General features: G+C 36.9%; 10 protein-coding genes. 3 read left to right on the forward strand and 7 right to left on the reverse strand.

Annotated features, from left to right (window positions below; all coding sequences use genetic code 11):
- The first annotated feature begins 3 nt into the window (after positions 1 to 3).
- Positions 4 to 522, forward strand: a complete 519-nt coding sequence (locus MTO68_RS14655; protein WP_004719237.1) for a DJ-1/PfpI/YhbO family deglycase/protease — start codon at positions 4 to 6, stop codon at positions 520 to 522.
- Positions 523 to 881: 359 nt separating this feature from the next.
- On the opposite strand, the gene MTO68_RS14660 is transcribed toward MTO68_RS14655, so the two are convergent.
- The 3 genes from MTO68_RS14660 to sohB all read right to left on the reverse strand — a co-directional run bounded on the left by MTO68_RS14660 (position 882) and on the right by sohB (position 3,787).
- On the reverse strand, positions 882 to 1,100 hold the full coding sequence (locus MTO68_RS14660; RefSeq protein WP_347814814.1) for a DUF1905 domain-containing protein: 219 nt from the start codon (positions 1,098 to 1,100) through the stop codon (positions 882 to 884).
- 387 nt (positions 1,101 to 1,487) lie between these two features.
- Positions 1,488 to 2,630, reverse strand: a complete 1,143-nt coding sequence (locus MTO68_RS14665; RefSeq protein ID WP_004719235.1) for an acyl-CoA dehydrogenase family protein — start codon at positions 2,628 to 2,630, stop codon at positions 1,488 to 1,490.
- A gap of 194 nt (positions 2,631 to 2,824) precedes the next feature.
- A complete protein-coding gene (gene sohB / locus MTO68_RS14670) occupies positions 2,825 to 3,787 on the reverse strand; it encodes a protease SohB (RefSeq protein ID WP_004822565.1) in 963 nt (320 codons plus the stop codon).
- A gap of 626 nt (positions 3,788 to 4,413) precedes the next feature.
- Here sohB and MTO68_RS14675 point away from each other — a divergent pair.
- A complete protein-coding gene (locus MTO68_RS14675; RefSeq protein WP_004719230.1) occupies positions 4,414 to 5,760 on the forward strand; it encodes a dicarboxylate/amino acid:cation symporter in 1,347 nt (448 codons plus the stop codon).
- Positions 5,761 to 6,246: 486 nt separating this feature from the next.
- On the opposite strand, the gene pstB is transcribed toward MTO68_RS14675, so the two are convergent.
- The 4 genes from pstB to MTO68_RS14695 form a co-directional block, all read right to left on the reverse strand.
- Complete coding sequence (pstB, locus tag MTO68_RS14680; protein WP_004719228.1) at positions 6,247 to 7,158, reverse strand: phosphate ABC transporter ATP-binding protein PstB; 912 nt, start codon at positions 7,156 to 7,158, stop codon at positions 6,247 to 6,249.
- Between the two features lie 17 nt (positions 7,159 to 7,175).
- Positions 7,176 to 8,570: a phosphate ABC transporter permease PstA gene (pstA, locus tag MTO68_RS14685; RefSeq protein WP_004822568.1), complete on the reverse strand. Its 1,395-nt coding sequence runs from the start codon at positions 8,568 to 8,570 to the stop codon at positions 7,176 to 7,178.
- Entirely contained in the window at positions 8,567 to 9,946 is a 1,380-nt protein-coding gene (gene pstC, locus MTO68_RS14690) for a phosphate ABC transporter permease subunit PstC (protein ID WP_004822570.1), read from the reverse strand. The genes pstA and pstC overlap by 4 nt, the downstream gene beginning before the upstream one ends.
- Before the next feature lie 103 nt (positions 9,947 to 10,049).
- On the reverse strand, positions 10,050 to 11,057 hold the full coding sequence (locus MTO68_RS14695) for a substrate-binding domain-containing protein (RefSeq protein ID WP_004822573.1): 1,008 nt from the start codon (positions 11,055 to 11,057) through the stop codon (positions 10,050 to 10,052).
- Between the two features lie 858 nt (positions 11,058 to 11,915).
- On the opposite strand from MTO68_RS14695, the gene MTO68_RS14700 reads away from it, so the two are divergent.
- A complete protein-coding gene (locus MTO68_RS14700; RefSeq protein ID WP_244013088.1) occupies positions 11,916 to 12,968 on the forward strand; it encodes a Rieske 2Fe-2S domain-containing protein in 1,053 nt (350 codons plus the stop codon).
- Positions 12,969 to 13,097 lie beyond the last annotated feature (129 nt).

Raw genomic sequence — 13,097 nt, forward strand, 5'->3', positions numbered from 1 at the left:
AATATGAATAAAAAAATCGCTGTTCTCATTACCCATGATTTCGAAGATGCGGAATATCATCATCCCGTTGAAGCTTTTCGAGCTGCAAGCCATTCTGTGCGCAATATTGAAAAGTCTGCGGGGAATATTGTGTATAGCAAACAAAGAAAATCTTCGGTCAGTATAGATTTAGGTATTGATGAAATCTCTGTTCGGGATTTTGATGCGCTGATGATTCCGGGTGGATATTCCCCTTATCATCTTAAAGAAGATGAACGATTTATTGATTTTTTACGTAATTTTGCCAATGCGCAAAAACCTATTTTTTTATGTTGTTACAGTAGCCATTTGCTTATCGATGCACAAATTGCCATTGGACGGCGCTTAACCTCAATTGAAGATATCCTCAAAGAACTTAAAGACGCTGGCGCTGTGGTTTTTGATCGCGAAGTGGTAAACGACAACAATTTATATATTTCATCACGCTCGACTTTTGAACTGCCTATCTTTATTAATGAATGTTTAAATGTATTAAGCGCTTAGTTTATTAGTTTTAACATTATTTATGAAATTTTGTATCTCTTTTATAAGTCAAAATGATCATGTTGCATGAATCATATGGGTATTGAAAGCCCATTCCCCATTTGGGAAAAGACTAGGATGACGGAGCGTTTATGTTGATCTATGCTTTAAAAAGGATTTACGACTGAAGCTTAATATAAAAATTTAAAAGCTCATCCAAAAAGCGAAATCATTAATTCACGCATCATTGCCTGTACCAATGGGTCTAAACGTTTAAGCTAAAATCACGTTGTAAGGGTTTTACAGCGATATGAGTTGACTTATTCAATACAGCCTCACTAGTGGTCAAATATACCTACTCAAAGCTTGCCCATTAAAACTTATAACAGAATCGAAAAAGAAATATGATCTCCTGAATATATCTTCTCTTTTTTGCGAATCTCTGCTTTAAGCGGCAGTAAATAGCCCTCTGATTGCTTGTCAGGAAATATAGATGTTTTCCAGATACTTTTACCTAGTGTGACAGTAATAGGTACAGCACCCCAGCTTCGTTTCTGATGAATGTATTTTTTTATTTCTTCAGATTGTAATTTGGAAATAAGAGCATAATGCTATCCACCAACACCCAAATAGTGCTGGACTGTTGATTCAATTTGAAAAGAAACTTCATGATCCATCATTTTAATTTCACTTAAAAGTTTAAACAGCTTATCGTTGTTATATCTATTTCATTCGCCAATTCTATTTTTTAGATAAGACATGAGCACATTACCACTGACTTATTATTGTACAAATCCAATCAAGCAAACAAGACCTACACCTACGTATTTGATCAATTGTTGTTTGCTCTATCTTTACTTTTTAATGTTTGTTTTTTAAATATATTTATTTGATTTTTCTCAATATATTCCCATCAAAATAAAAAAGCTGTTCATGCTTCATAAAAAACATGAACAGCTTATATTTATATTATTGTTACATATACACTATCGACCAATGATGCCACGTGCCACGATTTCTTTCATGATTTCATTTGTTCCACCATAAATACGCTGAATACGTGCATCTACAAAGAAACGAGAAATTGGATATTCCGTCATATAGCCATAACCACCAAACAGTTGTAGCAAGCTGTCGATGATTTTCATCTGCATATCCGTACTAAAACTTTTTAAAGCCGCTGCTGTTTCAACATCCAATTTACTTTGTTTATATAAAGCTAAATTTTGGTTATAGAATGCTGCTGTTGCCAACTCATCAATTTTTGCTTGAGCCAAAACAAAACGAGTATTTTGGAAGCTGCCAATTTTCTGACCAAACGCTTGACGTTCCTGTACATACTGAGTAGTGATATCGATTGCACCACGAATTGCACCAAGTGCCGTTGCTGCAATTGCAGTACGTTCACGAGGCAACTCTTGCATCAAATAGGCAAAACCTTGCCCTGCACTACCTAACAATTGATTTGCTGGAACTTTAACATTATCAAAGAACAGTTCTGAGGTATCTTGAGAATGCAAACCAATTTTATCGAGGTTGGTGCCCTTTTTAAAACCATCTAGATGTGTATCAACCAATAAAAGTGACACACCTTTTGCACGTGCTTGAGGATCAGTTTTTGCTGCCAATACTACTAAATCTGCATGCTGACCATTTGAAATAAACGTTTTAGAACCATTCAAAACATAATGGTCACCATTTAAAATCGCACTACTGCGCATCCCTTGTAGGTCTGAACCTGCACCCGGTTCCGTCATCCCAATTGCGCCCACAACTTCACCTGACACCATTTTCGGTAACCAGTATTGTTTTTGTTCTTCGTTGGCAATATGCAAAATATAAGGAGCTGCAATTTCTGAATGGCATGAAATCGCGGTAGACAATGCACCATAGCCTGCACGTGCAGACTCTTCAACCAACATCAATGAATATTCAGTTGGAACACCGTAACCACCATACGCTTCAGGTACATCAACACAAAGATAGCCATTTTCACCCAATAATGACCATACTGAACGTGGCATTAAACCTTCTTTTTCCCATTGCTCATAAAATGGAGCAACGTGTTCACTCATAAAACGTTTAAAGTTATCACGAAAAAGTTCTAAATCTGCATCATATGCCAACATGTCTTGTATTCCTTTCAATCTGAGTTTTTGATTTTATGATCCCTAGCATGCTAATCATTTTTGACGGACTTGTCATGACCACATGAGGTCATTTTTTCTGAGCATTTTTGCGAATAAAGAAAAGACTTTTCCATAAAAAAAGAGTAATCAGCTTTCGCCAATTACTCCTTAGGTTGTCAATGAATAATCAAAACTTAGAATTTATCGTCTTTAAACATCGGCAAAGAAGAATTTAGCTTGGTGATCTCACTCATCAATTTATTCACAACGGATGGAATTAAGGCATCTGCCATTTGTGCAGCTTGTAAACCTAACTTTTCGCCAAGTGTTGGCTTACGACGTGTTTGAATCACATATACGTCATGTTGTGGCAATAAGCTCAACAAGTATTCATCTGAAGTTTGCAATTTATCCACTAAATTTAAATTGCGCGCATCTTCACCATACCAGTGTTCACCTGTTGCAACTTTTTCGACATTGAGTTGCGGGCGATATTTTTCAACAAAATGCTTAAATAATTGATGCGTTTGTTGTAACTCTTCTTCAAATTTTGCTTTACCTTCTGGGGTGTTTTCACCAAACATCGTCACAGTACGTTTAAACTGACCTGCGGTATATAGCTCAAAATCAACATGATGTTCTTTTAACAGTCGATTAAAATTAGGGACTTGCGCAACAACACCAATCGAACCAACCACAGCAAATGGTGCAGAGACGATTTCACTTGCGATACACGCCATCATATAACCGCCACTCGCAGCCACTTTATCCACACAAATCGTCAGATTAAAGCCTGCATCACGTAAACGAACCAATTGTGCAGCTGCAAGACCATAACCATGCACCATACCACCTGGGCTTTCTAAACGTACGATGACACGATCACGCCCTGCTTTTGCTGTCGCAAGAATTAATGTAATTTCTTCTCTTAAGTTTTCTACAGCTGAAGCCTGTACATCTCCTTTAAAATCTAAGACATAGATTTTTTGATTATTTTTTTTACGTACACGTGCTTCTTTTACAAACTGTTGAGTCAGTTGAAACAATTCCAATTTCGATGCAGTCGACTGAGCAATTCTTTTTCTTTGCTCATTAATTCGAGCATTTAAATGACTGATGCGAATTTCTGCGGGTACTTTGGGTAAATGAAATAACATAGAATTTATAATCTCGAATATCTAAGGAAATGCTTTTCTAATAAGATGCGGACGGATCAGTTAAATTTCAATACACTTTTTGAAAAATTCGACAAAACTCAATTCTCTTCGACTTGATGCATGATCAAAAGGTTTATCTATACGTTTAAAATCAACAATAACTAAATTTTAGTTATAGAATATATAGCTTTTTTTTATATTTAAAAACGCATGAAAATTCGAGTAAAGATAAGCGTTTTGAATAAATTAAGATTTTATTAATAGTTTTTACATCTAAGTTAAGCTTTGCTGATTTCAGCATATTCAGCGACTTTATCTTGAAAATAACGCAAATGCCACTTGGTAGAACTTTTGCTGGCTTTTCTTATGACAAATTCACATAAAAAAACATAGACATGTTTATATCAAACAGATAATACAAATAAACATATATCACACATTTTATAAATTTATATTACGTTATTTACTAGCTTTTTTTATCTAAATAACATATTTGTTATTTTGATTAAACTATTTAAAATCAACACGTTAAAAAGAATAATTACATTTTTCAAATTTATGAACATTTGCGTGTCATTTCTTTAAAAAATGTTTAATTTTATCAACATCAAGGATAAGGATTGAGTATGGATATCTCCTCACACGATGAACACCTACCCCCTAAAAAACAAAAGTTTTATCAAATCCTCTATGTTCAGGTTATTTTTGCCATTGTACTTGGTATCCTTCTTGGACACTTTTGGCCAGATATTGGTGCAAGTTTAAAACCATTAGGTGATGCATTTATTAAACTGGTCAAAATGATTATTGCGCCTGTTATTTTCTTGACGGTTGTCACTGGAATATCAGGCATGAAACATATGGGAACTGTAGGACGAGTAACGGGTAAAGCAATGCTTTATTTCCTGACATTCTCTACACTCGCATTAATCGTCGGGATGATTGTTGCCAATATTATTAAACCAGGACAAGGTTTAAATATTGACCCTACATCATTAAAATCAGAGAAAGTTGTTGAGTACGCTGAAAAAGCACATGACGCTTCGATTGTCGACTTCTTACTGAATATTCTTCCGACAACCATCGTTAGCCCATTAACAAGTGGTGACATTCTACAAGTTCTATTTGTTGCAGTATTATTTGGTTTATCCTTGGCTGCGGTAGGCGAAAAAGGTCAACCGATTGTAGACTTCTTAAACAACCTTACAGCACCCGTATTCCATTTAGTTGGAATGCTGATGAAATTTGCTCCGATTGGTGCTTTTGGTGCAATGGCATTTACAATTGGTAAGTATGGTATTGAAAGTATTGGAAATCTTTTACTTTTAATTATGACATTCTATATCACTGCCTTGCTCTTTATTCTGGTTATTTTGGGTGCTGTAGCACGTTATAATGGATTTAGAATTACAGATCTGATTCGCTATATCAAAGATGAATTATGGTTAGTTTTAGGGACCAGTTCATCTGAAGCCGCACTTCCATCATTGATGCGTAAAATGGAAAAAGCAGGCTGCGAAAAATCCGTAGTTGGCTTGGTTATTCCTACCGGTTATTCATTTAACCTCGATGGTACCAACATCTATATGACGATGGCAGCGCTCTTTATTGCACAAGCATGTAATATCGATTTGAGTATTCAAGACCAAATCTTATTATTGCTCGTAGCAATGCTAAGCTCTAAAGGTGCTGCTGGTGTTACAGGTGCTGGATTTATTACCTTAGCTGCAACATTATCTGTTGTTCCAGCAGTTCCTGTTGCAGGTATGGCTTTAATTCTAGGTATTGACCGCTTTATGTCTGAATGCCGCGCACTGACCAATTTAGTTGGTAATGCGTGTGCAACGATTGTTGTGGCACGTTGGGACAATGCTTTAGACAAAGACAAACTGGCTGCTGCATTCGCTCATCCGAGTAAAGCACACTATGATGCTAAAGCAGTTGAACAACATCGTGAAGATCCAATCGATTAAAAACATCCGATAAGCAATATTTGTAATAAGAAGGAGCTTTTGAGCTCCTTTTTTATATAAAGCAACTATGAGTAGATCAGAAAATTACAACTAACAATCAACTGCTATTCGCATATAAAATGAGGCACTAACTGAAAAATAGGTTTAATACATAAAGCTTAAAATGATGTATTTCTTAAAAAAGCATTTGTCTAATTTACCCATTCTCAATAGATTGGTTTTATTCAAACAATACCAGACTTAAACAAAAAGACTTTATTCAAAAGACTTAATGAAAACCGTATTACCCCCTATTTCAGTACTCATCAATGAATAGGTTTAGACGATCCATTCATTATTTTAAAGCTTAAGTTTTTAATAGTTTTTGATCCACCATTCTCATCAATTTGATTCATTGCTTTAGACGCTTATATGCTTTATCTATAAAAAAAAGAGCCTTTCGGCCCTTTAATTTCACATCTAAACTTGACTTAATCAGTACTCGATTTAACCGAAACGGCCGGTAATATAAGCTTCAGTCAATTGGTGATCTGGTTGAGTAAAGACTTTCTCTGTAGAGTTCACTTCGATTAAGTCACCTAAATGGAAGTATGCTGTACGATCAGAGACACGCGCTGCTTGTTGCATGGAGTGGGTTACAATTGCGATTGTATATTGCGTAGAAAGCTCAGAGATTAACTCCTCAACTTTTGCTGTTGCAATTGGATCGAGTGCAGAACATGGTTCATCCATTAAAATCACTTCAGGGCTTACCGCAATCGTACGTGCAATACACAAACGTTGTTGCTGACCACCTGAAAGACCTGTACCTGGCTGACTTAAACGATCTTTAACTTCATCCCACAAACCTGCTTTACGCAAGCTATTTTCAACAATCTCTTCTAAATCATACTTATCTTTGGCCAAACCATGCAGTTTAGGCCCATAAGCAACATTATCAAAAATTGATTTAGGGAACGGGTTTGGTTTTTGAAATACCATTCCAACTTGAGCACGAAGCAACACAACATCTAGATTTGGATCATAAATGTCTTGGTTGTCTAAGCGCACTTTACCTGTTACACGGCAAGTATCAATCGTATCATTCATACGGTTCAAGGTACGTAGAAATGTTGATTTACCACAACCTGATGGTCCAATAAATGCAATCACTTCATTTTCATAAACTTGAAGATCAATACCCTTAATCGCTTCTGCGTCACCATAGTAAACATGCACATCTTCAGCACTAAGTTTCACAGTTGTATTTTTTTCTTTCTTCGGTGTCGAAGACTCAAACTGGGAGACAAAAGAAGTGCTTGCTTGCTTTTGCTTACTATCAGTCGATGTAAATTGAGATTGTTCAGAATTCACGGTTGTATCCTGTCTTAAGGAATTTTTAGTTTCTACAGTATTCATCTCTATTCTGCCCTCTTTTACCAGCGAACTTCAAATTTCTTACGTAACCAAATTGCAAAGCTGTTTAAACCGACCATAAGTGCCAATAACACAATGATGGCTGCAGCCGTACGCCCTTCGAAGAAGTTACGTAATTCATTACCTTGCCATAAGTAAACTTGAACAGGTAAAGCCGTAGATTGATCTAATGGAGATACTGGAATATTTGCAACGAAAGCGCTCATACCAATTAATAGTAATGGTGCGGTTTCACCCAATGCATGAGCAATACCAATAATCGCACCTGTCATAATCCCCGGTAGAGCCAAAGGCAATACATGGTGGAATACTGTTTGTAAACGAGAAGCACCAATACCTAACGCCGCTTGGCGAATTGATGGTGGTACTGCTTTCAATGAAGCACGTGTGGTAATAATTACTGTAGGCAAAGTCATTAAACTTAAGACCAAACCACCAACCAAAGGTGCGGATATAGGTAAATGCATCCAACCAATAAAGATGGCAGCACCCAATAAACCAAATACAATTGATGGAACTGCTGCAAGGTTATTGATATTGACTTCAATAATGTCAGTAATAAAGTTTTTCGGTGCAAACTCTTCTAGATAAATCGCACTTGCTACACCCAATGGAATAGAAATCGCGATCACAATTAACATCATGAACAATGAACCCATAAATGCACCAGCCAAACCTGCTGTTGCTGGTGAGCTGCGTGAATCTGGGTTGGTGAACATTTGCGTATTAAAAGTACGGTTAATAATCCCTTTCGCAGCCAAGTCATCAGAAAGTTTACGTACTTCTGGACTAAGTTGTTGCTGCTCATCAGGCAATGAACGATCGATATGACCAGCCAACCACACATCAATATTGGCATCAGCAAGGAAATTAAGTTCTACCGTTTTACCAATCAATGCTGGGTCTTTAAAGACCATATCACGGATACGATATGCTTCTGAACTGGTGTAAATACTTGAAAGATCATCACGACGACTTTCGAGTGCAGGGTCTTTTGCAATGATTGCATTTACAATCAATGCATCCCAATCAACCATACCCATTTTTGTTTGCCAGTCGACATAACGCTCTTGAAATACAGCAGGAGATTCGCCCACTTTTTGTGTTGGTTTTGGTCCAGCATCAATCATACTTGGATCAAAATACACAGGTACAGTCATACTTGCTTGCCAAAATGCTGGCAACCCTTTGTATAAGATACTTCCAAATAAAATTGCAACAAATGCCAAACCAATAATCACTGCTGAAAAACCAGCAAAACGGAAGGTCTTTTCTTTACGATGGCGTTTTGACAATGAGCTGGCGATTTTAGCTTTACGTTTTTCTCGCAACTCAGCGGCAGCTTGAGGATCAAATACATTTTGATCCACAGGAGATGTATTTGATGTACTCATTCGTATTGCTCACGATATTTACGCACAATATAAAGTGCGACAATGTTTAAACACAATGTAATGGTAAATAAAGTTAAACCCAGTGCAAACGCAACCAATGCCTGCGGACTTGCAAAGTCTGTGTCGCCTGTTAATTGTTTTACAATCGTTACAGTAACTGTTGAAACAGCTTCAAGTGGATTGATATGTAACAATGGACTATTACCAGCAGCAAGTACCACAATCATGGTTTCACCGACTGCACGAGATACTGCAAGTAAGAATGCACCCGTAATACCTGGTAAGGCAGCTGGAAGAACCACTTGACGAATGGTTTCAGATTTGGTCGCACCTAAACCTAAAGAACCATCACGTAAGGCACGTGGCACTTGAGTGATAATGTCATCTGACAAAGAAGATACGAATGGGATAATCATAATACCCATTGCAAAACCTGCTGTTAATGCACTGGTCGCATTGACTTCAACACCAATAGAATCACCAATTGATTTGAAGATTGGGCCAATCACCATCATGGCAAAAACACCATAAACAATGGTTGGAATACCCGCTAAAACTTCAATTGTCGGCTTTGCCCATGAACGGAATCGAGGTGAAGCATATTCAGCAAGATAAATTGCAATCATTAAACCCAGTGGAACAGCAACCAGTAGTGCAATACCACTGACCATGAGTGTTCCCCACAGTAATGGTAATAAACCATAACTTCCTTCAGCATTACCTGAAGTACTAAAGCCAGGATTCCACTCTGTACCAAAGAAGAAGTCGATTGGACTTACAAACTGGAAAAAGTGCATCGCCTCACTGAACATCGACATCACAATACCCACAGTCGTGAGAATCGCAACACCTGAACACAGGATCAAAACAACATTAATGGTTTTTTCAACTTCGTTACGTGCACGAAATTGTTGACTAATTCTTTTTCTTGCCCAAATCAATCCAAGGATCGCAGCACAAGTTACCACAGCAAACTTTGCAAACGAGCCAATTCTTTCAAATTTTGAGAGTTGTTCTGCAGCTGCAACCTCATAAGCTGCTGGCGTATCTGTCACACCAAAGCCAGAGGCAATTGCTTTAATACGATCTACCAGTACATCTACCCCAGCTGTATCTAGCGATGAAGCAATATTTGCTGGAACATTTTTTAAAATTAGATGTTGTAAAACACTTGGTTCTACCAAGTTCCAAACAATCAAAATTAAAAAAGCTGGGATTCCACACCACAACGCCACCAAAGAGCCATAATAGCCAGGACGTGAATGTAAAATTGCAGTGTTATTTCCCTTACCTGCTAGGCTTCGGCTTTTTCGTAGCCCGATTTGATATGCGATAGCGATTAAAGCCAATAACACGCCAATGAGTAGCAGATTCATGTATTCTCCACCGTTTTTTCAATTTTAATGATTTGAAAAAACTCTACTTAGCAAGGAAAGCCGATGGTAGTCACCCACCATCAGCTCCATTATTGCGGTTTTATTATTTACCAGCTTTAAAACCAGCCAATACTTTTGCACGTTCAGCGTCAGACAATGAAATCAAACCAGCTTTGTCTAGCTTAGAACCTTTACCAGATACTTTCTTGTTAAGGAAGTATTCAGTATATTCTTTTAAGCCTTTGATTGACTGTAAATGCTCACCTTTCACATAGAAGTATAAAGGACGAGATACAGGGTAAGTACCATTTAGTACAGTTTGCTCAGAAGGAACAACGTTGTTCACTGTCGCAACACGTAATTTATCTTTGTTTTGGTCATAGAAACCTAAGCCAAATACACCTACCGCACTTGGAGATGTTTTTAAACGTGCTAGAGTTTCAGTATAATCACCAGCAATTTCAATTACTTTACCGTCTTTACGGAAGTTAGAACATGCTTTTTTCTGTGCATCTTTGTCTAACTTTTTGAAGTAATCGTAAGTTTCGCAACCCGCTTCAACCATTTTCTCTTGGAACACTTCACGTGTACCGTGGTTAGAAGCTGGAACAACTAAAGTAATTGGCTCATTTGGAAGCGATTTATCAATTTGGTTCCAACGTGTATATGGGTTTGGTACCAATTTACCATTTGATGGTAATTCAGCTGCTAGGGCTGCAAATACATGTTGTGGACGTAATTTATAAGCTGCTTTGCTTGCATTTGAAGCAAAAACGATACCGTCATAACCGATTTTTATTTCTTGGATTTTATTTACGCCAGCTTTTTTACATGCTGCAATTTCAGTATCTTTAATTTTACGTGAAGCATTTGCGATATCAATTGTGTTATCGCCTACACCTGAACAGAACTGTTTAAGACCAGCAGAACTACCGCCTGAGCCAACTACAGGTGCTTTAAATTGAGGGAAAGTATTACCAAATTCTTCAGCAACAATACTCGCATAAGGAAGTACAGTAGAAGAACCAGCGATTTGGATGGTATCACGAGCGTTTGCTGCTACTGCTGCCCCTGAAACTGCTAATGCAAGTGCGATGTGATTAATGCGCATTCTTTTCTCTCTTAAATAAACTGCTATTTTGAAGTACACCACTTCTTGTTGTGTCGTACTTTTCGGATAACTGCATTTTGATTTTAAAATATGACAAATAAGTTACAGCTTTATGACGCTTTTATGATATTTGATAATTCACATTTGATTTTATTAAAAATCTTTTAAATTCAATATGTAAACAACTGTGTTCTATTTTTTAAATTTGAGGATATTACAATTCAAATTGTAATATTTCATGTGTATGTCACAAAAGCTGTATTAAGGTTTACCCATTTCAAGCGACACTCTATGTCGTGATAGCCTTATTTCCTTATCTAAAAACCCTTAAAATAAATAAAAAAGAGCAATTTAAATGATCAGATTAAATCGTAAAGAATGGCATGAAACTTTTCTAAAAATGGTAGCCTCAGCCAGCATGATCACGTTTATTATCTATATGAGTTGTTGGATTATTTACTTTTTATTGGCACAAATTAGCCAATACAATCTGATCCAAAATATTGTCATTAGTTTTAGCTTCATCAGTTTATTTATATTAACCATGCAAACCTTACGTTCAATGTATCAGGTCTACTATTTGCCTTTAATGAATAGTTGCAGGTTAAATTATCAAAAAATTATTTTCTTTTGCAGCAGTTTCTCAATTGTACTTATTGTAGTCAGCTCATTTTTATTAAATTTTGGAAAAATGTTAAAAGATTATTACAGCTAAGCAGATATAAATGATCGCCGCTGCGCATGCCTACTATGCAATCAAGTGTTCTATTTTTCTTAATCATTCCACACAATAATTGAAATTTCAAAGAACACAGCATTGTTTTATATTCAAATGAGCATTCCCTAAAAGATTTGAATATGAATAGCAAAACACTGAACAACTTTAACCCAGACCTCCCCGTTCATATGAGTTTCTCCGAACATGACTGGCAGCTCTTAGCCCAATATTGGTATCCAATTGCATTAGCAAGAGATATTACTGAGCAACCACTCGGAACCATGTTGCTGGATATGCCATTGGTCATTTATAAAATAGATACTGAAATCATTGTTGCCAAAGATGCCTGCCCACATCGCGGTGTTCCTTTAAGCATCGGAACAAATGATGGTCAAGGTATCGTTTGCCGTTATCATGGTTTACGCTTTGGTGAAAATGGAAAATGTAATCGTATACCTGCACACCCGAATCATAAAATTTCGGACCGTTTCCACCTAAAAACCTATGCTGCTGTTGAACGTTATGGATTAATCTGGTGTTCACTTTTTGCAAAAAAACAGGATATAGCCAATATTCCAAACATGCCGCATTGGGATGAGACCACGTACCAACAACTGGTTTGTCCTCAAGTCGATTTAAAATGCTTTGCTGGTCGACAATTGGAAGGCTTTATCGATGTTGCTCATTTTGCATGGGTACATCCAGAAACTTTTGGTGATCCAGAGAATACTGAAGTGCCTGATTACACCACGCAAGAAACAGACTATGGTTTTAGTGCTGATTATATCAGTAGTGTAGGTCGTTACCCAATTGGTCTAGATCAATTAGGACAAGCGGATTTTCAATGGTTACGCCATTTTGAAATTCATTTGCCTTTTACCGCAACATTAACCATTCATTTCCCCAATCAAGCGAAACAGGTCATTATGAATGCTGCCTCGCCCATGACAGCACGTAGTACTCGATTATTTGCCCCCATTTGTCGTAACTATGATCAAGATTTACCAATAGAAGATGCTTACGAATACAACCTTAAAATCTTTGAAGAAGATCGTTTGATCGTTGAGACACAAAAACCAGAATATCTACCTTTAGATTTATCCATTGAGGCGCACTTCCCTGCTGATCGCAGTTCAAGTATGTATCGCCGTTTATTAAGGAAAATTGGATTTAGCCCATTATTCGCCGCATAAATCAGTTTCATCACCATGTTTTATAGAAGTTGATCAGGCTTCTTTAAAACAATAAAACCTGAATGTATCGCTCTATATATTTATATTTTTTCCAGTTGATTAAATTTAACTCAAAAGTTTCTATTAAAA

This window comes from Acinetobacter sp. NyZ410, from assembly GCF_022828975.1.
GTDB classification, from domain to species: domain Bacteria; phylum Pseudomonadota; class Gammaproteobacteria; order Pseudomonadales; family Moraxellaceae; genus Acinetobacter; species Acinetobacter guillouiae.